The 21,320-nt window shown below is 43.9% G+C and carries 18 protein-coding genes and 1 pseudogene; 10 read left to right on the top strand and 9 right to left on the bottom strand.

The window, feature by feature from the left end:
• Positions 1 to 12: 12 nt before the first annotated feature.
• A pseudogene (locus tag ACXAC1_RS17165) lies at positions 13 to 120 on the bottom strand (transposase); the annotation flags it as partial.
• A gap of 188 nt (positions 121 to 308) precedes the next feature.
• The gene (locus tag ACXAC1_RS17160) at positions 309 to 812 is read right to left on the bottom strand and encodes a cysteine hydrolase family protein (RefSeq protein WP_475063054.1); all 504 of its coding nucleotides are present in this window, start codon (positions 810 to 812) and stop codon (positions 309 to 311) included.
• A 103-nt stretch (positions 813 to 915) separates the two neighbouring features.
• Between ACXAC1_RS17160 and ACXAC1_RS17155 the strand changes: the two genes are divergently transcribed.
• The 3 genes from ACXAC1_RS17155 to ACXAC1_RS17145 all read left to right on the top strand — a co-directional run bounded on the left by ACXAC1_RS17155 (position 916) and on the right by ACXAC1_RS17145 (position 5,411).
• Positions 916 to 1,857, top strand: a complete 942-nt coding sequence (locus ACXAC1_RS17155) for a GlxA family transcriptional regulator (RefSeq protein ID WP_475063052.1) — start codon at positions 916 to 918, stop codon at positions 1,855 to 1,857.
• Positions 1,858 to 2,151: 294 nt separating this feature from the next.
• Positions 2,152 to 3,864: a thiamine pyrophosphate-dependent enzyme gene (locus ACXAC1_RS17150; protein ID WP_475063051.1), complete on the top strand. Its 1,713-nt coding sequence runs from the start codon at positions 2,152 to 2,154 to the stop codon at positions 3,862 to 3,864.
• Between the two features lie 35 nt (positions 3,865 to 3,899).
• Positions 3,900 to 5,411: an FMN-binding glutamate synthase family protein gene (locus ACXAC1_RS17145; protein ID WP_475063050.1), complete on the top strand. Its 1,512-nt coding sequence runs from the start codon at positions 3,900 to 3,902 to the stop codon at positions 5,409 to 5,411.
• Between the two features lie 113 nt (positions 5,412 to 5,524).
• Here the strand turns inward: ACXAC1_RS17145 and ACXAC1_RS17140 are convergent, their stop codons facing one another.
• Entirely contained in the window at positions 5,525 to 7,312 is a 1,788-nt protein-coding gene (locus ACXAC1_RS17140) for a nitrilase-related carbon-nitrogen hydrolase (protein ID WP_475063048.1), read from the bottom strand.
• Between the two features lie 470 nt (positions 7,313 to 7,782).
• On the opposite strand from ACXAC1_RS17140, the gene ACXAC1_RS17135 reads away from it, so the two are divergent.
• On the top strand, positions 7,783 to 8,670 hold the full coding sequence (locus tag ACXAC1_RS17135; RefSeq protein ID WP_475063047.1) for a prohibitin family protein: 888 nt from the start codon (positions 7,783 to 7,785) through the stop codon (positions 8,668 to 8,670).
• A 99-nt stretch (positions 8,671 to 8,769) separates the two neighbouring features.
• On the opposite strand, the gene ACXAC1_RS17130 is transcribed toward ACXAC1_RS17135, so the two are convergent.
• From ACXAC1_RS17130 to ACXAC1_RS17115, 4 genes are all read right to left on the bottom strand, one after another.
• Positions 8,770 to 9,870 carry an App1 family protein gene (locus ACXAC1_RS17130; protein ID WP_475063045.1) on the bottom strand — a complete coding sequence of 367 codons (1,101 nt, stop codon included), beginning with the start codon at positions 9,868 to 9,870 and terminating at the stop codon, positions 8,770 to 8,772.
• A gap of 183 nt (positions 9,871 to 10,053) precedes the next feature.
• Entirely contained in the window at positions 10,054 to 12,045 is a 1,992-nt protein-coding gene (locus ACXAC1_RS17125) for a BCCT family transporter (RefSeq protein WP_475063043.1), read from the bottom strand.
• A 214-nt stretch (positions 12,046 to 12,259) separates the two neighbouring features.
• On the bottom strand, positions 12,260 to 13,003 hold the full coding sequence (locus ACXAC1_RS17120; protein ID WP_475063041.1) for a helix-turn-helix domain-containing protein: 744 nt from the start codon (positions 13,001 to 13,003) through the stop codon (positions 12,260 to 12,262).
• A complete protein-coding gene (locus tag ACXAC1_RS17115; RefSeq protein WP_475063040.1) occupies positions 12,996 to 13,442 on the bottom strand; it encodes a carboxymuconolactone decarboxylase family protein in 447 nt (148 codons plus the stop codon). The genes ACXAC1_RS17120 and ACXAC1_RS17115 overlap by 8 nt, the downstream gene beginning before the upstream one ends.
• A gap of 156 nt (positions 13,443 to 13,598) precedes the next feature.
• Here ACXAC1_RS17115 and ACXAC1_RS17110 point away from each other — a divergent pair, with 156 nt between their 5' ends.
• The 6 genes from ACXAC1_RS17110 to hpf all read left to right on the top strand — a co-directional run bounded on the left by ACXAC1_RS17110 (position 13,599) and on the right by hpf (position 16,622).
• On the top strand, positions 13,599 to 13,979 hold the full coding sequence (locus tag ACXAC1_RS17110; protein WP_475063038.1) for an MAPEG family protein: 381 nt from the start codon (positions 13,599 to 13,601) through the stop codon (positions 13,977 to 13,979).
• A gap of 46 nt (positions 13,980 to 14,025) precedes the next feature.
• Positions 14,026 to 14,199, top strand: coding sequence for a hypothetical protein (locus ACXAC1_RS17105; protein WP_475063036.1), 174 nt, complete (start codon positions 14,026 to 14,028; stop codon positions 14,197 to 14,199).
• A 146-nt stretch (positions 14,200 to 14,345) separates the two neighbouring features.
• On the top strand, positions 14,346 to 14,930 hold the full coding sequence (locus tag ACXAC1_RS17100) for a YqaA family protein (RefSeq protein WP_475063034.1): 585 nt from the start codon (positions 14,346 to 14,348) through the stop codon (positions 14,928 to 14,930).
• Positions 14,931 to 15,168: 238 nt separating this feature from the next.
• Positions 15,169 to 15,393: a hypothetical protein gene (locus tag ACXAC1_RS17095; RefSeq protein WP_475063032.1), complete on the top strand. Its 225-nt coding sequence runs from the start codon at positions 15,169 to 15,171 to the stop codon at positions 15,391 to 15,393.
• A gap of 45 nt (positions 15,394 to 15,438) precedes the next feature.
• Positions 15,439 to 15,939, top strand: a complete 501-nt coding sequence (locus ACXAC1_RS17090; protein ID WP_475063030.1) for a DUF411 domain-containing protein — start codon at positions 15,439 to 15,441, stop codon at positions 15,937 to 15,939.
• Positions 15,940 to 16,226: 287 nt separating this feature from the next.
• Positions 16,227 to 16,622, top strand: a complete 396-nt coding sequence (gene hpf / locus ACXAC1_RS17085; protein ID WP_475063028.1) for a ribosome hibernation-promoting factor, HPF/YfiA family — start codon at positions 16,227 to 16,229, stop codon at positions 16,620 to 16,622.
• A gap of 77 nt (positions 16,623 to 16,699) precedes the next feature.
• Here the strand turns inward: hpf and acnB are convergent, their stop codons facing one another.
• Together acnB and ACXAC1_RS17075 are read right to left on the bottom strand one after the other, a co-directional pair.
• Positions 16,700 to 19,300 carry a bifunctional aconitate hydratase 2/2-methylisocitrate dehydratase gene (gene acnB / locus ACXAC1_RS17080; RefSeq protein ID WP_475063026.1) on the bottom strand — a complete coding sequence of 867 codons (2,601 nt, stop codon included), beginning with the start codon at positions 19,298 to 19,300 and terminating at the stop codon, positions 16,700 to 16,702.
• Between the two features lie 205 nt (positions 19,301 to 19,505).
• Positions 19,506 to 21,230, bottom strand: a complete 1,725-nt coding sequence (locus ACXAC1_RS17075; protein ID WP_475063024.1) for an SUMF1/EgtB/PvdO family nonheme iron enzyme — start codon at positions 21,228 to 21,230, stop codon at positions 19,506 to 19,508.
• Positions 21,231 to 21,320: the final 90 nt, after the last annotated feature.

The raw sequence follows: 21,320 nt of genomic DNA, 5'->3' as shown, positions 1-21,320 counted from the left end.
GCTTGTAAATAAAGTCACACGGCCTTCACCACACAGAAACGCTCGACGAACACAGCGGGAAACGCAGTGGTAGTAAGGTGTATCAGCAATACTAATCAGTTGTTTTCTAGATTTTGGCAAACTCAAATCCTCTGTCCTTGAGGTATTTGGGTAAATTTAGCATTAAACTGTACATATATACAGTATTCAGCAAATGGTATTCCGAATAGGCTAGCCTCTAACTCATGGCAATGAAGAGGCCAACGCTTCGAGTAGCGCTGAGGCGAAAAAAGCGGCCTATTTGCCGCTTTGAAGATCTTTTATGTAGATTAAAGTTGATTCAGGCTAATGAGTTCAACTCGGTCATTCAATGCCGCCAAAGCAATGTTATGAACCATTTCATCTGGTGCGGTACAAGCTTCGGCCAATACTTGCACCTGGTAGTTGGCTGCGCTGGAGGATATGGCTGTGTGGGTCACACAGTTTTGCGTCATGATGCCGCATACAACGATGCTATCAATGGCGTGTTCTTGAAGAACATCGTTTAAGTTCGTATTTAAGAAACTGTCCGCATGCGCTTTAACGATAATGGGCGCGTCAACAGCCTCATCTAGCACAGCAGGGTGAATGTCAATGCCCGTACTACTAGGGTTAAATATGGGCGATTCTTGGTCAGCTATATGTTGCACCACAATGACCAAGTCGCCCTTTTCACGAAAATGCTGTATTGCCTGTATGGTCTTATCCAGTGCACGCTCAACGTCCCATTGAAGGTATGAGCCAGTTGGGAAATATTCCATTTGTACATCGACCACAACTAATGCTTTTTTCATTTAACTCTCCTATCTCTATGTGTATTTGATAGGGAAATTATGGATTTTAAGGGAAGAGTTCAGTAGTGTCTTAAATGACATATTAAGGGTTAAATACGACAAAATGACAACTCAACTACATTCAGTAAATATTGCTGTCTTGGCATATCCAGGGTGTTTGCAGTCTGCGGTATTCGGTCTGCAAGAGATGCTGCAATTAGCCAACACTGCGAGTGTTGAGTTGGGACTGAAGCATCGTTTTATAACCGATATTTTGCGTTGGCCAGATGAATTCCACTCACAAAACACCTGTTCCCATTTCTCCATTATCATCATACCGCCAAGCCTAGAACACAGTTTTGTCTTTGCGCCAGATGAGAGCTTGGTCAATTGGCTCACCAACCAACACAAGCAGGGTGGTATTTTAGCTTCTGCCTGTGCCGGGGTATTCATTCTCGCTAAAACGCCATTATTGAAGAATAAAAAGGTCACCACCCATTGGGGGTTGAGTGAAGATTTTAGGTCGCTTTATCCCGCTATTGAGTTGGCGACCGATGCGATTTTGATCAATCAAGGGAATATCATAACGGCAGGTGGTTTGATGTCATGGTTGGATCTTGGGCTAGAGGTCATCGCGCAACTTGGCACTCCCGCTATTATGCGACGCGTCGGCAAAACATTGGTTATTGATACCGGTAAACGTGAACAGCGTTATTACCAGCCTTTTACGCCAAGCTTACAACACGGTGATTATAACATTGTCGCGGTACAGCATTTTATACAAGATCACTTTGCTAAACCTTTGACCTTGTCTCAGTTAGCAAGGCTCGCCAATTTAACTGAGCGGACACTGCAGCGACGCTTTATCAAAGCGACAGGATTGAGCCCGAGCCAATACTTACAACGTGTACGAATTCAGCGTGCATGTGATTTACTGGAATCCTCGCAACAAGCTTTTGAATCGATTAGTACAAGCATTGGCTACGATGACGTGAGTGCTTGTCGCAAGACGTTTATCAAAATCATTGGTTTGACGCCTAGCGAATTTAGAAAGCGCTTCCATTAACTATTGAACTTTCTTTGTTTCATAAGTTACCCCGTACCTTCAAAGGCAAATTGCTACAAAGTGATAACCGCTGTTACTTTGCCATTGATGGAAGTTAATTAAAACACCTACCTTAAAAAGTGACTGGTATTCGATGTTAATAGGATTCAGTTCTTACACGTAGTGGTAGTTTTTTTTGAACATTGTGTTTTATTAATGCTTATTTGCAGATTCGAAGAAACAGTCTCTGTCGCTAAGACATAGTACTGCGCTTACGCCATTATGTTGGGATACCTAACTAAGGAGTGGCATAAGATGAGCAAAGATGTAGCAGAAGTGATCGTTGAAACGTTAGCTGAGGCAGGTGCAAAACGTTGTTACGGTGTGGTCGGCGATACCATCAATCACTTAACCGATAAGATTCGCACCTCAGACATTGATTGGGTGCATGTGCGTCACGAGGAAGTCGGCGCGTTTGCGGCTGGTGCTGAGGCGTATATGACTCAAGAGCTTGCATTGTGTGCAGGTACATGTGGCCCAGGCAGCTTACACTTTATCAACGGTATTTTTGAATCTCACCGCAATGGCTCACCTTTAGTATTCATTGCTTCAAATGTGGATCGCCAGGAAGAAGGCCTTAACTTTCCACAAGAAGTCGATCAAACCAAACTTTATGAACAGTGCTCGGTCTTTTGCGAACGCATTTCTCATCCTGATCAAGCAGCGCGCATTATCACTCAAGCTGCGCAAGCAGCACTTGCATACCAAGGCGTGGCGGTTGTGGTGGTTAATGGCGATATGTTTAAAGAGAAAGTTAACAGTGATACCCGTTGGTCAGTACATCGTTCTCAGCCAGTGATCCACCCAAGTCCAGCCGAGTTGGATACGTTGGTAGGCCTAATCAACGACGCTGACAAAATTACCTTGTATGCGGGTATCGGTGCTAAGGGCGCTAATGAAGAATTGATAATGTTGGCTGACCGCCTGAAAGCACCTATCGTACACAGCTCGCGCTCGAAAGAGTTTGTAGAGCCGGATAATCCCTACCAAGTCGGTATGACGGGTATTTTAGGTAACAAAGCCGGTATGGAATCTGTACTAGAATGTGACCTTCTGATCTGTCTTGGGACGGATTTTGCCTACAGCCAGTTCTATCCTAACCATGCCAAGATTGCTCAAATCAACCTTGAGCCAACTCATTTGGGTAAGCGTTGCCCGATCGACTTAGGTTTGACGGGCGATGTGAAAGCGTCCATTGAGCAGCTACTTCCTAAGCTAAACCAACGAACCGACGAGGCGCACCTAGATAAGGCGCTTAAGCAATGGCAGAAAGATCAAGAGAGTTATCGCAAAGAAGAGGTATCTAAACACTCGTTGATCCATCCGCAAACCGTGACTCGCCGCTTGAATGAGCTAGCGGGCGATGATGCGATTTTCACAGCCGATGGTGGCTCGCCCATGGTCTGGTTACTGCGTCATTTAGACGCAAAAGGTTCACGCCGTTTTCTCACCAGTCTGTCACATGGCACCATGGCCAATGCGTATCCTCAGGCGATGGGGATTGCCAAAGCTTATCCTGAGCGCCCAGTGATAGCTTTGTGTGGCGATGGTGGTATGACGATGTTAATGGGTGATCTGCTTACGCTGATACAAGAAAACACACCCGTCAAATTGCTCATTTACAATAATGAAAGCTTGGGCTTTGTGGAGATGGAACAGCGTGTTGAAGGTCAGTTAGATAGCTTTACTAAATTGCAGAACCCTGATTTTTCAGAGGTCGCCAAAGCCATGGGATTAGATGCTTGGCGAGTTGAGAATCCAGATGAATTAGAAAATGCCATGTCGCAATGGCTAGCATCTGATAAACCTGCATTGTTGGATGTGAAGGTCAGTCCAATGGAGTTGGTAATGCCGCCGAAGATTGAAGCTGGTCAGGTAGCGTCTACAGCTTTATTTGGTATGAAAGCGGTATTAAATGGGCGCGCGGATGAAGTAGTGGATTTGCTAAAAGACAATTTCCTTCGCTGATCACAACCCCTTAATAACAACTGCTTGGAATACTTATGGATCAGAAACTGGCTATTTCAAATTGGATAATACAATGGGGCGCGATCATTGTGTTCGCGCTAGTGCTGGTAGTAATAGTTTACTTCAGCATTTTATATTTTATCGACGTGCGTCAAACTAAGCACACGATTCGACGCAATTATCCATTGATCGGGCGAATGCGTTACACCCTCGAGCATTTAGGAGAGTTTTTTCGGCAATACTTTTTTGCCTTTGATCGCGATGAGCTGCCTTTTAATCGAGCTGAGCGCTCTTGGGTGTATCGTGCGGCCAAGCATGAGGATACCACTCAAGGTTTTGGTTCGACTCGACCACTCACTCAAGAGGGTGATGTGTTTTTCGTTAGTAGTGCTTTTCCAAAGTTGGCCAGTGAAGCGGTTGAACCACAAGCCGTTGTTTTCGGCGAACACACAGCGCGACAGCCTTACAGTACTAACTCCATCATCAATATTTCTGGCATGAGTTATGGTGCGCTTTCTGAGCCTGCGGTAAAAGCGTTGTCGATTGGCGCAGCCAAAGCGGGCGTCTGGATGAATACTGGCGAGGGAGGGCTATCACCTTACCATCTAGAAGGTGGCTGTGACATTGTGTTTCAGATCGGCACCGCGAAGTATGGAGTGCAAGACAGTGAAGGGCATTTAGATACTGATCGTCTGCAAAAAGTAGCCTCTTATGAACAGGTTAAAATGATCGAAATAAAATTGTCTCAAGGGGCAAAACCAGGCAAAGGTGGCATGTTGCCGGGAGAAAAAGTCACCGCGGAAATCGCCGAGGTGCGTAATATTAAGCAAGGCGAAGATTCGATTAGCCCTAATCGACACGTAGACATTGGCAATATCGACGAGTTGTTAGACATGATCGTTAAGGTAAGAACGCTCACGGGCAAACCCACTGGCATAAAATTAGTGGTAGGTGAGTTGCAGTTCTTTGACGATTTGTTTAGTGAGATTCATCGCCGCGGGCTTGAATCCGCACCAGACTTTATTACCTTAGATAGCGCGGATGGCGGTACCGGCGCTGCTCCTCAAACCTTGATGGATTACGTGGGCATGACTGTTCGAGAAAGTCTGCCGCAGGTGGTGAACCGTGTGACTTCTTATGGCTTAAGGCCTCGTATTAAGATTATTGCGACAGGCAAATTGATGATACCTGGCAAAGTGGCTTGGGCCTTTGCGATGGGGGCTGATGCGGTGGTGAGCGCGCGGGGCTTTTTGTTCTCTATCGGCTGTATTCAGGCACTTAAGTGTAATAAAAACACTTGTCCTACAGGCATTACTACCCATGATAAAAAGCTTCAAAAAGGCTTGCTACCACACGAAAAAGCTGCCCGCGTCGCAAATTATGTTAGTGAAATGAAACATAGTGTTGGGCTGATCGTACATGCATGCGGCGTCTCTGAGCCACGCGAATTAAAACGTGAGCATGTGCATCTGATCCAAAATCAAAGTCACTCTATACGTTACTCAGACATAGACCCATTGCCAGAAGAGGAAAAACGCATCTATTAGGGCTAATGTACGGTAAGCCTTAAAAATGATTTTGCTTATCTGGTACTTACTGTGCCGAAAAACTGACGTCATCCGTTTGTTAGCAAAGTGGGCGACGTCAGTTTACGGATTGCTTATTGTAGAACGAGAGGTTTGTAGAATGTTGTTCTGCGTGATGACACCATGTTGAATTGGTTAAGCCACCAATCGTGATTTTTGGTCTTAAAGTTCACATAAAGCGCTTCTTCTTTGTCGTTTGAAGCCACTTGCGCTTGGTCTAAGCCATAAAGCGGATCCAAGCCATACAATGCGCTTGCTCCCTTGTAATTTTGCTCAGAACCAATAAAGTTCGCGACGACAGTGTAGGCTTGTGCCGAAAAGGCTACGGCATCCCACAACACCATTGAATTTTTAGGGTAAGGGTTGGCAACGGCTTGTTGATTGACTTGTACGTAACCGCCGTACTCGCCTGCCCAAGAGGAAGGAATGGCGATGATGTCAGCACGTTTACCACTTAAAACCCCCGCAATTTCAGGGTAAAGCACTTCTTCGCCAAGCATCACGCCAACTCTACCGACTTCAGGTACATCGATGGCTTTAATCGTATTGCCTGCAGTGGCCCAAGTTGCTTCGCTCGCGTTTAGGTGGGTTTTGCGATAAGTATCAATTAACTGGCCTGATTTATCCAATACCACTGCAGTAACATAGAGATCATCTTTGTCCTGCTCAATTAGCGTGTAGATAAGGTTAACGCCTTTTGTCTTAGCCAAAGCGCTCATTTCTTTGAAAGTGTCGCCATTAATTGGCTCAGCCCATTTCTTAGCTATGCTTGACGTCATTTGCATGTGTTCACCAGTCAAGCTGTATTCAGGCAGCACCGCAAGATCCGTGTCATTTAGGTCTACAACCAATGATTTGATGCTTGAAAGGTTTGCTTTTTTGTCACCTAGGATAGGTTGGTACTGAAGGGCAACACTGCGAATTTCACGCTCAGTGTTGTCGATTTTGTAGTTCCATGGCGCAATGTGGAGCATCAAAGGTTGATATAACTCAGGGCGACGACCTTTGAGTTTGTCTTCTCTGGTTGAGTAGTTTTTAGGATCTACTTGAGCGTAAACAATAGTGGTTTCTTTAGACTCCTCGTCGTCTTTAGATACGAATGGAGCTTCCTTGATGATGTTGCCGTTAGGATCAATAACTGCGCTCATACCAACCATGTGAAAGCTTTTTTCGGTATTGTTACGGTTGGCCTCAATAATGTAGACCCCGTTTTGCATGGCACGTGCTTGGTTGTAATAAATTGCTTGAATCGATGAGTTAGTCGGAAAAGCAATAATGTCCGCACCGTTAAGAGTTGGAATTCTTGAACTCTCGAAATAGCCTGAATCCATACAAATATTGATGGCAATCTTTCCAAGCTCTGTTTCAAACACAGGAAAGCCTAAATCACCCCAGGCAGCCCAATGTTCTTCTGCTTCCCATTGGTGAGTTTTACGGTAAGAGCCGATAACGCCTTCTGGTCCGACAAGCACCGCAGAGTTGTAGTAAATGCCAGTTTCGCTATCTTCTTCGGCCATGCCGGTGACTATGTAGGCATGGTACTTTTTAGCCAGAGCACCTAGCATGTCTGTTGTTTTACTTGGAATAGTGTCGGTAAAGTTTTTGATCTCTTCACGGCTATTATATAGGTAGCCTGTTGTCGCCATTTCAGGGGCGACCACTAACTTAGCTCCGTTTTTTAGAGCGGTTTCGATATCTTTGCTTAATGACACTAGGTTTTGGTCAAGCTCGTTAAAGATAGGATTGAATTCTACGGAGGCAACTTTAAAAGGTTGGTTTTGTTCTTTCGCCATCACATTACCAAATAAAATACTGATAAAAAGGGTAATAGTTACTTTTAGAAGGGATCTACTTAGGGTCATTGCATTTCTTCAAGGTTAATTTTTGGAACACAAGCAATAGCATTTCTTGTGCCAACTGTTGTGGTTAATAAAAAAGTTTGTGAAAGAGTTATGCATTGCTGAAATGTCTGAATTTCTGCGCTCAAATTGAATACAGGAATAAAGCATGTACATCGCTTATTAAGTGGGATTGTTGAGCTGATTTGGTGCACATGAATGCATGTTTGAGTTTAACCGGTGCACATCTATGTGCGTTATAGCTTCTATAAAATGAATGACCATCTAAAGCAAACAATCGTGTTTGGGTTAGCTAAAGTAAGCGCAGCTTGCTGCATTGTTCCTAATGCAGCATTAAAAACACGAACACCCTTATAAACTTCAGTGGCTATCACTACCAAAATTTAATTAATTGTTTGATTTGATATTCATTCCTATTGAATTAATTTTTAATCACTTTAAAATCCGCACCTCTTACCTCATGGATGACAAAAATGTCTTTACTAAACCCCCAAAATGAAAACACTGCCTTAAAACTAAAACCATTACGCTATTTGGCTCCAATTGCTGTCATTACTGCTCTCGGTTTAGGTGCAACTTACACAGTCGAAGAAGGTCATGTTGGGATAATAAAACGCTTTGGTGAGGCGATTTACCAAGAAAACCCTGGACTTCATTTCAAGTGGCCTCTAATCGACAGCGTGGAATCCATAGAAGTTCGAACGCGTAAAAATGTTGAAAAGATGGCTTCGAGTACCGCCGAGCAAATGCCCGTGACGGTTGAAGTTAGTGTCAACTGGACCGTAAATAAAGAAGCCGCACTTGAGCTATTCCGTAACTATGGTGGGTTGTCGCAGTTCGAGCAGCGTATTTTAGATCCTAGATTTCGCTCGGCAACGAAAGACAGCCTTCCGAAATTTGAAGCAGAGCAGCTTATTCAAGACCGGGCTCATGCTATCCAAGGGATAGAGCAAAGGCTTGTCGAAGAGATGGCTATGTTCCCTGTCATTGTGGATAACATTCAGATTGAAAATATTGTATTACCGCGTAAATACATTGATTCTATCGAAACGAAACAGACAGAGAAGAACCTCGCGGCAGCGGAACAACATCGTCTTGAACGTCAGCGATTGGAAGCATTAAGGGATGTAAATACAGCCGATGCAAAAGCACAGAGTATTATCAAGGTCGCAGAGGCAGAGGCTAGAGCCATCCAAATTAAAGGCGAAGCGGAAGCAAAAGCTATCGAGGCAAAAGCAAAAGCGCTTCGCGACAACCCATTAATCGTGAAGCTGACAGAAGCACAACAATGGAACGGAAAGTTACCTGATACCATTCTGGGTGAGGGGGGGATGCCGATTCTCGATCTAAGGAAAAAATAAGTTATTAATGGATTTTAATAATTTATTAGCTCTCGCGTAAAGCAGGTATCGCCACCAGTTACAGAAGTAATGTGGCGATACTCTATTAAAGGTATGACATTAAGCCGCTGCATCCTGTTTAACTTTCTTCGCAGCGTCGTCAGTGACTAAGTTTAACGTCACTGCATGTTTTACGGCATCCCCGGCGTCACGTATGAATGCAAATGGGACGTTGCAATCAGAAAACTTCGCTACGGCTGACATCATTTTCTCAGATCGTGCATCAGGTCTAAGATCACGAATGTAAACTGCAAGGATTCTATCAGGGTAATCTTTCGCTACTTTTAAGTACGCGTAGACATCTTTTTGACCAGAGTCTCCGATCAATACAAGTTTTAAGCTTGGGTACGTTCTAAGAATCGTCTCTATGCGGTCTGTCTTATAGCTTTCATGACTGCTCTTAAACCAACGATCTTCACGCAAACCAAAATCTTTTAAGAGGACAGGACCTTTGGGAAGTTGATGAATATGAATGAACTCGGCAATTAAGTCATAAATATTCCAAGGGCTACTCGATACGTAATAAAACGGGTTTTCCGCCTTGCCTGAGCGGCCTTTGTGTAGCGCGTTGTAGAATTCAGACGTGCCGGGCATTAGCTCACGGGTGTGGGCATTGTTCATCAACACGGTTTGCGTGTGTCGAAAGAAGTTAGTGGCACCGGTATGCATGATGGTGTCATCCACATCACTGACTACGCCAAATTCGGTGCTTTCACTGAGCAAAGAGACTTCAGCCACGCTGTGCTCTTCGGCTTTTGGTAACTTAGGATCGCTTGGTTGAAGGATAAATTGCGTCCAAGGGTTTTGTATGTACTGGCTATCTTTTGTGCGCCAACGATAGTGAAAATAACCATGCGCATCCGTTGTCACGGTACGCACCTCATCCCCTAATATGAGATTGATGTCGGTAAAAGGGATTTCATCACTACGATAACGGCGTACCATATGTAACATATTTTTCAGATTACTATCTTCTAGATGGCCTTGAATCCTTTTCGCTTCCAGCAGCCTGCCTGCAATCCATAGGTTCTCAGCCGTTCCATAGGTGATGTAAGGTTGCACGATAACAGGAGAGTAACCACGCCAACGTTTTAGGCGGTGCTTTAGCTTGTCGTAACGGCGGCCAAAGCGATACACCCATTTTCGAGTGGTTTTTTGCATGGAAGATCCTTGAATATCAGGCATTAATATTGGAACAAATAAAGTATGTGGAATTTTACAGAGAAATGAGTCGCATTAAAAATGCTAAGCAAATTTTAGTGTTTTTAATCTAAGCCGGAGCTTAATGAGAAGTTTATATACGATAAAAAATGGGAGCTAATTTTGCTCCCATTTTGTTTCGCTTTAGTCTGAAACTGTATTCCAAGGAAGATGCCCTGGCGCTGCATCCACGAAATTAAAATATTGCTCTAACTGATCAATCAGGTCACGGATTACCTCATCTTGGCTACAGCCAAACAGCTCGTAACCTAGAGCACCATTTCGAATGTAGACATCCGCCTGCCAGTGAGTATCGTATTTTGAGTTTTCACTGTGTGCTTCTGGTATCTCATGTTCCGTGGCGATGACTTGGTAATAAAAGTCTAATTTGTCATCGCGCTCTAGCTGAAAGGTTACGCCATTCTCTTCTCGAGTGATGTTGGCATTCCAGCCATGGGCAGCAAGCTCTTTCTGTACTTCAACCATAGCCGGGTCAACCACTTCTTTAATGAAATGCGTAACCTTTGCTTCCCCTGGGAATTTAAAAAGTGTGCTTAGACGTTTTCGCCAGTTACCTTCATTGCTAAAGGCCCGAGTAGGTGTTGCAGCGGCTTCAACAGCGGCGCCTCGATGCCCCTCGATTACCAATGCTCGCCATAAGCCTGCTGCAGCGATCAACATAATTATCGCGAACGGTAACGCAGCTAAAATACTCATGGTTTGTAATGCGCTCAAACCACCAGCTAGTAGCAATGTGGCGGCAATGACACCCTCAAGAGAGGCCCAAAATACTCGTTGCCAAATTGGAGTTTCCAGTGCACCGCCAGAAGCTAAGGAATCAACAACTAACGAACCAGAGTCAGAAGAGGTAACGAAAAAGGTGATGATTAAGAACACCGTCACAACAGACAAGAATGTTGAGCCTGGCAGTAGGTCATAGAATTGAAAGAGAGCAACAGAGTGATCCGCTTGAACTTCGCCAATCAGTACGTTTTTGCCTTCTTCCATGATCAAGTGCAAGGCCGTATCCCCAAAGATCGAGAACCATAGGAAAGTGAAAACAGTCGGCACAGCTAGCACACCGAAAATGAATTGACGGATCGTTCTGCCTCGGCTGATTTTGGCAATAAACAGTCCGACAAAAGGAGCCCAAGCAATCGTCCATGCGAAGATAAACAGAGTCCAGTTCCCAATCCAATCACTTTGAGTATAGGCTTGTAAGTTAAAAGTACGCTCAACGATGTTACTCAAGTAAGCCCCTGTGTTTTGTACAAACGCATCAAGAATATGGATGCTTGGCCCGACAAAGAACACAATCGCCATAATGAATACGGCTAAACCCATATTTAAAATGGATAGGTTTTTCACGCCTTTATCCATACCTGCGACGACTGAACCGATTGCCGCTAATGTGATTAAGCCAATAGCGGTAATTTGAACGGTTGTGCTGATAGGAATATCACTCCAAAGATAGTGTAATCCCGCATTAATTTGTGTGACGGATAGGCCAAGTGTTGTGGCTAAGCCGAATAGGGTACCGAGTATGGCAAATACATCGACCGTATGACCAATAGGTCCATGGATACGATCACCGATTAAAGGGTATAAAGCTGAGCGGACGGATAATGGTAAACCATGACGGAAGGTAAAATAGGCTAATACCAGCCCCATTAGACCGTAAATCCCCCAGATGTGTAGACCCCAATGGAAGTAGGCAATTTGCATCGCTTCACGGGCGGCGGAGATGGTTTCCGGTGTGGCGCTAGGCGGTTGAGAAAAATGTAGCACAGGTTCTGCCACACCAAAGAACAGCAAGGCAATACCGTAACCAGCAGAAAACAACATGGCGAACCAAGCGGGGAAGCTGTAATCAGGATCGCCGTGATCGGCACCTAGTCGAATGTTGCCCCAGTTGCTGAACCCAATGCAGACAAGAAAAACCAGAAACACTGCAGTAGCGAGCATGTAGAACCAGCCAAAAGTGTTGGTTATCCAAGCCAAGGCACTCTGAAAAGCTTCTCCCGCAAGCTCAGGATTGCTTAGAGTACCAATAATTAGAAGTAATGTGATAACAGCAGTTGGAACAAATACTGGTAACAGCATCGCCCCCGTCCCTGCCTTTTTAATTTGATTCATGGTCGATCCTCCTTTATTAAAAGTTTACAAATGGAAGGGGTGAAGGCAACTGAAGTGAGTGAAATATAATTAGAGATCTAATTATTTTCTTGGTTGTATTGAAATAGGGATAAAGTGAGGCGGAAAGATTGGATAAGAAGGATTGAGAAGGTCAAATCGAATTCATGGATATATTAGGTAATATAATTATCATAGGTACTTAATTTGCTTGCCGTTAACAACGGCTAACCAAGCAACGGCGATACTTAGCTGGGGTAATTCTCATAATGCCGCGAAACTCTCTAGTGAAGTGTGATTGGTCACAGTAGCCGCACTCCAAAGCAATTTGAGTCATGCTCTTGCTTGTGTCCATCTTGATGGCAGTCATTGCTTGCCTTACGCGATAAATACGTGCGAGATGTTTCGGTGTGATGCCACATTGCTGTTTAATATGTCTTTCCAATTGACGTTGACTAAGTGGGGTTTCATCAAGTGCATCCATAAGGGTTTGTCTTTCAGCAAGTCGTTGAATAAATGCATGCGTAAAATCGGCGATATGATCTCTCGAAAATGTGAAATCAAAATATGGTGCCAAGGCTTTTTTAAACTCTAATAAATTGTTGCACTGTGTGACTTGTTTAGAGATACAACTTAAATTGTCGATTTGGGTTAACGGGTGGTTTAGCGCTTCAAGCTGTGAGTAGCCCGCCGGTTGAAAGCGTATTCCAAACAGCATCATTTCATTTGAATAAGTGAATTTTTTCGATTGCAGTGAATGTTTCTGAATATCGTAAGGCTGCATGATCGGTTTATCGTCAACTTTAGCGTTGCCTCGCTTTAAAAATACGATACCTGATCCGGCATCACTTGGCAGCCAAATCTCACCGTCAGTTGTACTACGTGCAAACCATATAGATTGCACGTAGTACCCTGCATCACCCTGGGGTGACTCTATTTCAAGGAAGAGCGGTTCAGTCATTGAATTCCACATCAGGCTTAAACATTTTGACGACACGGTTCCAGCTGTTGATGGCATTGATTGCTATGGTCAAGATTACCAATTCCTTGTCGTCAAATTCGCTGGTTAGTTTGCCGTAGAAACGATCATCTATCTCGTAAGATTGCGTCAGTTTCTCACACAGCTCAAGTGCTAAACGTTCTTTTGCATTATAGAAGGGCATATCTCGCCAAGCGCTTAGTCCTACGATCCTATTGTAATGTTCTCCCAACTGTTGAGCTTGCTTAGTATGCATGGCAATACAGTAAGCGCACTGATTAATTTGTGAGGAGCGAAGTTTGATTAATTCCCAAATAGTTAAACCAAAAGAGTTTTCCGCTTGTTGCTTTATCAGCTCCTCTTGCTCAATCAAGTGCTTCAACAAAGTAGGGGATGTATTGAAATAATCAGCTCGTTTCATAGTGCTTCTCCGTTTAGTTTGGAGGCATTTTATGAGCGATGGGTGGGCAATAATTGAATAAAATCGACATTATCAATACTCAAGGCTTGATATGACTTGAGTTGACTTGTTTACCCAGAGTAAGCTGGCTGGATATACACAAACAAGGATGCCCCAATGATTACGCCTATTTACGCTGCTTTACTAGCATTGCTATATGTTTATTTAAGTGCTCGCGTCATAAAGTTACGTATGAAATATCAAGTCGGTATAGGGGATGGGCAGCAAACGTTGCTAACCCGTGCCATTCGAGTACAGGGCAATTTTGGTGAATATGTACCATTCGCTCTGTTATTGGTGTGGATGTACGAAACTTTGAGTGGTGGGCCGATTGTGGTTCATGTGTTGGGGGGCGCGCTTTTGGCCGGCCGCTTACTTCATGCATACGGTGTAAGCCAAAAACATGAAGTCTTAAAATATCGTCAAATTGGCATGGTTATGACTTTCGTGGTGATTGTTGTGAGTGCTTTGTTGTTGCTGTTTAAAACAATTTTTTAAAAACGTGGCGCGTTAGTGTCAGGCTATCTAGCTTGCTGACATCTCGGTGAACCTTCTGTTGCGTGCTTGGGCGCCAACGGACAAATATTGGGAAACATTCTGGGCAATGCAGAAAAATGCCAAGCTTCGCATAGAGGAAACTGGTCTTACGATTTCGTTCCCGCAGCGTGATCTGCATATCTACAACCATGCACCTGCACAACAGAACGTCACTCAATAAATAGAACTATTTATTGTAAAAGGCCTCATATGAGGCCTTTGTTTTGTGTACATTCGATGGCAATAAATCACAAAAGCCACTCAATACCTATCTAATCTTTAAAAGGCTTCTTAGTATGAATAAAAAGCTGGAATCAAAGGTAAGAGATGGGAATTTTAAACAGTATTGAACAAACGACAAAGCGAGCGATTAACTCAAAACACATGCTTAAAGGGATTACTCTTGCTTCGTTTTTAGAATCCATCATCGTTCCCATTCCTTTAGAAGCTATACTAGTCCCATTACTTCAGGCTCGTAGAGAAAAAATATGGCTGATTGCCTTGATGACAACCTTGGGTTGTATGGTGGGGGCATTAGTTGGTTACGCCTTAGGTTATTACTTATTTGATCTGATTGGTGACTGGGTCATACGAACCTTTTCCAGCCCTGAGCAATTTGAACAAGTCAGCAGCAAAATGGAAAGCCAAGGCTTTTGGTTTGTTTTAACTTTGGGGATTGTCCCCGTGCCGTTTCAAATCGCCATGCTTGCTGCAGGAGCCGCAAAGTATTCACTGATTGGGTTTATCGTGGCCACAACGATTGCTCGTTCTATCCGTTATTTTGGTCTAGCTCTTGTCGTTTATTTTGCAGGTAATCAAGCGGAAAGTCTGATTCGTAAGTACAAAACGAAAGCTATTATCGCACTATCTATATTGGTTCTATTGCTTTGGTGGGTGTCTTCGTTGTTTTAAAGCTCACTCGAAGGTATCAGTCACTTTAATGGCACCTCTCGTGCTAATTGATTTGTATCATAATGATTAAACAGTGGTAGGCAGCAGGAACTAGACAGGCTTCTAACGGTCAATATATGCTTGAGCCACTTTATTTAGTGATCTATATATGACTCGAAGAAGCCTTACCACCATTCTATTGCTGATACTTTCTTTCGCTGTATTTTCGAATAACGCTTTGGCGAATGGAATGGATAGCATGGGTACACATGCTATGCTGGCTTTTGATATGCCTAATCACGCGCAACAGGACTGCTGCAAAGAGCTAAACCACCAACAAGAATGTGGTTGTTATGTTGCAGGGGTAGTTAATCTGGGTCATCAAATAAGCTACAGCCATGAAGTACTTGAATATTTATGGCCCACCTCTGGCAAGCCGTTAACCTTTACCGCCAAATTATATCGTCCTCCAAAGTTTGTTTAGTTAGACCCAGCTAACACTTAACTTTTTTAAACTTTGGAGAATTCTATGAAACGATTAACACCTATCGCTATGGTTGCTGTAATCAGCCTACAAGCCTTTGCGCTAAGCACTGCTGTGCAAGCACAGCAAAATATTACCTTTAATGCTGACAAAGAGTTTTTAGTTCACAAAAGCCCTACATGTGGTTGCTGCACTGGTTGGGTTGATCATATGACGTCCCATGGCGCTCATACCAAGGTTCAGCATTCGGATAATTTAGCAGACTTAAAAGCTGATTTAGGCATACCCGCCAACGCTAGATCCTGTCATACCGCGATCTCAGAATCAGGCTATATTTTTGAAGGTCATATTCCTGCGAAATTTATCCAGCAATTTCTAAGCAACCCGATCCCAGATACAAAAGGGTTGGTGGTACCGGGTATGCCGGTTGGCTCCCCTGGAATGGAGTACAACGATCAGTTCATGCCTTACGCTGTATATTTATTAAAGTCGGATGGAAGCCTAGAAGTTTTCGCAAAAGTGAATTCCCTAGCGGATCAAACTTAAACGTTATTGAATTGGTAAATTGCACGTCAAACGCTGCTACATAGCAGCGTTTTTTAATCATGATAGGTTAGGGTTATCAAATGTAAATTATTGTATCTTATTGATAAAAATGAATTTATAGTCGATTTAAAGCTCTTATTCTGGCTCTGATCAAATGCTTCAAAAAATTATCAGTCTTTTTACTCAGCACTGGTTGAAAAAGGATTCAAACACCCTTAGGTTAATAGATGTGACAATGAAACGCTAAACGTTCCAGATGAATGGGATAGGAAGAAGGAATTATTATTATGTATACATTAGATATCAGCGGTCACCATGTTCACACTACTGAAGACGTTCAGGCAACAATCAAAGAGGGGATGGACCAGCTTGCTGACATCAACAGCCACATTACTTCAATTAAGGTCATTGTTAATTCTGAAAACCACCACAACAAGAGTGAGCTGATCTTAGAAGCTCGAGTTCATATTCCTGGTCACGATCTATTTGCTTCGGTGACAACAGATAAACAGCTAGGTGCTGCGGTAGATACCCTAGTCGAAAAACTTGAAAAACAACTTCTTAAGCACAAGGCTAAGCATGAAGGCCGTAAGCACCACCCAGATGCTCGCGATGTTGAATCTCTAGAAGAACGTGAAGAACAAGAAGAGTTTAACGAACTAGATCGTCGAGATGCGATTTAGGTTTTAAAATGAGTTTTTAATAAAGATAAAAGGGCGCTTTAAAGCGCCCTTTTTAGTTGCTAACTAGTTTAGCTGTTTTAAGTAACAGCATCTGTTGCGATCACAGATGATGCTTTCTTAACGTATTCACCCATTTGATCAAAGTTCAAATAGTCGTAGATCTCAGCTGACATGCTGTTAATCTTATTCGCGTACTCGAAATATTCTTCTGGGGTTGGTAGTTTGCCAAGTAAAGATGAGACTGCCGCTAACTCTGCAGATGAAAGGTATACATTCGCACCATTCCCTAGGCGGTTAGGGAAGTTACGTGTTGAGGTAGAGACAACCGTTGATTTATCTGCGACTCGTGCTTGGTTACCCATACACAATGAACAGCCCGGCATTTCAACTCGCGCACCAGCTTTGCCGAAAATACTGTAGTAACCCTCTGCGGTGAGCTGTTGCTGATCCATTTTTGTTGGTGGAACTACCCAAAGTCTTGTAGGAACGACTTGCCCAGCTGATTCAAGGAGCTTTCCTGCAGCACGAAAGTGGCCGATATTGGTCATGCATGATCCAATGAATACTTCATCGATTTTTTCACCTTGCACTTCGGAAAGTAAACGAGCGTCATCAGGATCATTTGGCGCACACAATACCGGTTCTTTTAAATTATCCAGGTCAATTTCAATAACGGCTGCATATTCCGCATCTGCATCTGCGCGCATTAGTTTTGGGTCTTCCAGCCAATCTTCCATAGACTTCGCGCGACGTTCGAGTGTCCGCGGATCACCGTAGCCTTCGGCTATCATCCAACGTAACATCACGATATTAGACCTTAGATATTCTGCTACAGACTCTTCCGATAGATTGATTGTACAGCCTGCTGCAGAACGTTCAGCAGAAGCATCCGAAAGCTCGAAGGCCTGCTCCGCAGTTAGGTGCTCAAGGCCTTCGATTTCAAGGATACGGCCAGAAAAGACGTTCTTCTTACCTTTTTTCTCAACGGTCAAGTGACCATCTTTAATGGCTTGATATGGAATGGCATGAACTAAATCACGTAATGTGATTCCAGGCTGCATTTTGCCTTTAAAACGAACAAGGACGGACTCAGGCATATCAAGAGGCATCACACCTGTTGCTGCAGCGAATGCAACAAGACCAGAGCCTGCTGGAAACGAAATACCTAATGGAAAACGGGTGTGAGAGTCCGCACCGGTACCAACAGTATCAGGCAGCAGCATTCGGTTTAACCAAGAGTGGATAATCCCATCACCTGGACGCAGTGACACACCACCTCGATTCATTATGAAGTCAGGAAGTGTGTGGTGCGTTGTGACATCGACGGGTTTGGGGTAAGCTGCAGTATGACAAAAGGACTGCATAACCAGATCAGCGGTAAAACCAATACAGGCTAAGTCTTTTAGTTCGTCCCGAGTCATTGGTCCAGTCGTATCTTGTGAACCAACGGTTGTCATTTTTGGCTCGCAATAGGTATTTGCACGAACCCCCTCGAGACCACATGCCTTACCAACCATTTTTTGAGCAAGGGTATAACCTTTACCTGAATCCTCAATATCGCCTGGTTTTAAGAATAGCTCCGAATGACCTAACCCTAAAGATTCTCGTGCTTTGTTAGTTAGACCGCGTCCAATGATTAGAGGAATGCGACCGCCCGCACGAACTTCGTCAAGCAATACTTGAGTTTTCAATTCAAAGGTTGTAATTACTTCGTCGGTGTCGTGCTTTTTAACGACCCCTTCGTATGGATAAATATCGATCACATCGCCCATTTCCAGCCCATCAACATTGAGTTCGATAGGCAGAGCACCAGCATCCTCCATAGTGTTAAAGAAAATCGGTGCAATTTTACTTCCTAAACAAATACCACCTGACCGTTTATTTGGAATAAATGGAATATCTTCACCCATATGCCAAAGGACTGAATTAGTTGCAGACTTACGACTTGATCCGGTGCCTACAACATCGCCAACATAGGCTAATGGAAAGCCTTGCTCTTTCAGTTTGTTGATTGTGGAGATAGGGCCAACTTCACCATCAACATCTGGGGTAATGCCCTCGCGGGCCATTTTGAGCATGGCATTAGCATGTAATGGAATATCAGGGCGTGACCAGGCATCTGGCGCAGGTGATAGATCATCAGTATTTGTCTCGCCAGGCACTTTAAATACTGTGACAGTAATTTTCTCAGCTAACTTAGGTTTACTTGTGAACCATTCGCCTTCAGCCCAAGACTTTATGATTTGCTTGGCGTAAACATTACCTGACTTTGCCTTTTCTTCAACATCGTGAAATGCGTCAAATACTAACAACGTATTAGACAACGCCTTTACAGCGATGGGCGCAACATCTTCATCATCTAAGCACTCAATAAGAGGCTGAATATTGTAACCACCGAGCATGGTTCCTAGTAACTCAGTGGCGAAGACTTTATCAATTAGAGGAGAGGAGGCTTCCCCTTTTACAATAGCGGAGAGGAAACCAGCTTTAACGTAGGCTGCCTCATCTACGCCAGCAGGAATACGGTTCTTAAGTAGATCGAGCAAAAACTCTTCTTCACCGGATGGCGGATTCTTTAGAAGGGCTACTAATTCTGCGGTTTGTTCTGCATCAAGTGGTACGGCGGGAATGCCTTGAGTAGCACGTTCTTCGACGTGTTTTCGATATGCTTCTAACATGATAGATCCCCTTACTTTTTGGGCATCGATTTTTGATCGATGCTGTTAAAGCCTAAGCTACACTGCTCACATAAGAGTTTTCATGAGAGCAGAGCTCGGCACTGGCAAATAGATCAAATATCATTCTAACGAAAAATCGGTGCTCAAGAGCACCGATTGGCATATGAATGGAAAATAGGTGGTATTTATGCTGTTTATTGAAGGATTAAAGCTTCACGACTCTAACAACTCTAAATCCCCAGTTGCTAGCTCTTAGGGTTGGCTCTGCTCGATACCGTGTTGCACTTCGGCCAACCGTTGGGACATCAAACCAAGACCCACCGCGAAGGACTCTCCCAGTACATTGGTCAGATAACCATACTTGGTTGGTTGCTGGAGCGCCTTCATAGCTATCGTGATAACAATCTTCAACCCATTCAGCTACGTTGCCATGCATATCGAAAATCCCTAGTGGGTTGCTTGCTTGAGACGCGACAGGTGCTGTGGATACGCCATCCCATTGACTACCACAACTGTCACAGACACTGTAGCCTGGCTTAACATCATTGCCATACCAATAAGCCGTGGTTGAGCCAGCTCGGGCGGAGTATTCCCATTCGATTTCGGTGGGGAGTCGATACTCCGCGCCGGTTTGTTCAGATAACCATGCCGTGTAAGCTTTTGCATCATACCAGCTGACGTTTATGACTGGGCGATTAGCTCTTCCCCAGCCATTATCAGGTGGTGGCATTCGTCCAGTGGCGGCGACAAAGCGATCGTATTGATCAAACGTCACTTCATTTTTACTGAAATAAAAACCAGTGGGGATATTAACTTCGTGCACAGGAGATTCGTTGTCATCGCCAGAGCCATTTATATCTCCCATTTGGAAGGTTGCAGGGGCTATTTTTTCAACTTTTGGTGCTTTGCCACCGTCTTTTAGATCTTCTTCTAGAATTTGAGGTAGTGCATCAAATCGACTTTCAACAGAAACCGTAGCAGTCGCTTGAGGTGGATTAGCCGAAGATTCTGACTCTGGCCATAAAATGACTGCGGCAAATGTTGAAGCGGTAATGGTGCCAAGGGCGGACCAAAGCCATTTCTTGTTGATCTTACGTTTTCTTACTGTCTCGCGTTTGACTGGTTCTACACTCGATTTAGAACTGTTTAAAAACAAGTTGGCACGTAAAAAACGCATAACTTCGACTAAAGATTTTGGGCGATTACGTTCTGATGGGTGCGCCCATTTTCGTAATTTATCCCACGTCTCTTGGTTTAATGTGTCTACGTGATCAGGCAGGTGATCCAGTTTTCCATCATCAAGCCATGATTCTCCGACAAGAGACGCTAGCAAAAGCCGCATAAACATGTAGTTATCGGATGCAACAGACATGCTCGGACGGCGTTTTTTGTACTCAGGTGGGATAAAACGTTCGTCCATATCTTGGTCAGTGATTTTATCAAGCCAGCTGTGAGTGCCAAACCCTGTCAACACGCCTGCACCGTTGACCACGTGAACACTGCTTAAATCGAGGTGACCATGAATGTAGCCATGCTGATGTACTTGATCGAGCGCTTTGGCAATTGGGTCAAAAATACTCAGAACAATATTGAGTGGCGCCCCATCAGGGTATTTCCCTAAATGACTGAAAAGGCGTTCACCACCGCATAGGCTATATATCGAAAAAACCCACAGATTTGAATAGAAGGGTGGGTAACTTCGTGTGATGGCTGGGTGTTTCAATTTAGCATGGCGTCGAGCAATGGATAGAAACTGATTCACATCGCCACGGTCTGAGCGATAAAATCGCAACACAAATGATTGGCCGCCTTGGTCTGCTACCCAAACGCTTCGGTCATCGCTTAGTGGATAGTTAAGCACATATGGGTCGACTTCAACGCCGACTTGCTGTCCGATGCTTAGTTTACTTACGTCATAAAAATGATTCATTGCTGAATTGATATCCAAATCAATGTTTTGCTTGTGCTGATTAAACGTCTCAATGAGAGTATAATCCGTTTTTTTTTAGAAAAAAGGTAG

This window comes from Marinomonas sp. AWM4_232 (genome assembly GCF_056158325.1).
This window is presented reverse-complemented; position numbering and strand designations above follow the sequence as displayed.

Bases quoted from the DNA above. Each gene is read 5' to 3' on its own strand.
- ACXAC1_RS17110 (WP_475063038.1), top strand. From the start codon at position 13,599: ATGATTACGCCTATTTACGCTGCTTTACTAGCATTGCTATATGTTTAT.
- acnB (WP_475063026.1), bottom strand. From the start codon at position 19,300: ATGTTAGAAGCATATCGAAAACACGTCGAAGAACGTGCTACTCAAGGC.
- ACXAC1_RS17140 (WP_475063048.1), bottom strand. From the start codon at position 7,312: ATGACCCTAAGTAGATCCCTTCTAAAAGTAACTATTACCCTTTTTATC.
- hpf (WP_475063028.1), top strand. From the start codon at position 16,227: ATGTATACATTAGATATCAGCGGTCACCATGTTCACACTACTGAAGAC.
- ACXAC1_RS17130 (WP_475063045.1), bottom strand. From the start codon at position 9,870: ATGCAAAAAACCACTCGAAAATGGGTGTATCGCTTTGGCCGCCGTTAC.
- ACXAC1_RS17090 (WP_475063030.1), top strand. From the start codon at position 15,439: ATGAAACGATTAACACCTATCGCTATGGTTGCTGTAATCAGCCTACAA.
- ACXAC1_RS17145 (WP_475063050.1), top strand. From the start codon at position 3,900: ATGGATCAGAAACTGGCTATTTCAAATTGGATAATACAATGGGGCGCG.
- ACXAC1_RS17120 (WP_475063041.1), bottom strand. From the start codon at position 13,003: ATGACTGAACCGCTCTTCCTTGAAATAGAGTCACCCCAGGGTGATGCA.
- ACXAC1_RS17135 (WP_475063047.1), top strand. From the start codon at position 7,783: ATGTCTTTACTAAACCCCCAAAATGAAAACACTGCCTTAAAACTAAAA.
- ACXAC1_RS17095 (WP_475063032.1), top strand. From the start codon at position 15,169: ATGGGTACACATGCTATGCTGGCTTTTGATATGCCTAATCACGCGCAA.
- ACXAC1_RS17160 (WP_475063054.1), bottom strand. From the start codon at position 812: ATGAAAAAAGCATTAGTTGTGGTCGATGTACAAATGGAATATTTCCCA.
- ACXAC1_RS17075 (WP_475063024.1), bottom strand. From the start codon at position 21,230: ATGAATCATTTTTATGACGTAAGTAAACTAAGCATCGGACAGCAAGTC.
- ACXAC1_RS17155 (WP_475063052.1), top strand. From the start codon at position 916: ATGACAACTCAACTACATTCAGTAAATATTGCTGTCTTGGCATATCCA.
- ACXAC1_RS17150 (WP_475063051.1), top strand. From the start codon at position 2,152: ATGAGCAAAGATGTAGCAGAAGTGATCGTTGAAACGTTAGCTGAGGCA.
- ACXAC1_RS17100 (WP_475063034.1), top strand. From the start codon at position 14,346: ATGGGAATTTTAAACAGTATTGAACAAACGACAAAGCGAGCGATTAAC.
- ACXAC1_RS17125 (WP_475063043.1), bottom strand. From the start codon at position 12,045: ATGAATCAAATTAAAAAGGCAGGGACGGGGGCGATGCTGTTACCAGTA.
- ACXAC1_RS17115 (WP_475063040.1), bottom strand. From the start codon at position 13,442: ATGAAACGAGCTGATTATTTCAATACATCCCCTACTTTGTTGAAGCAC.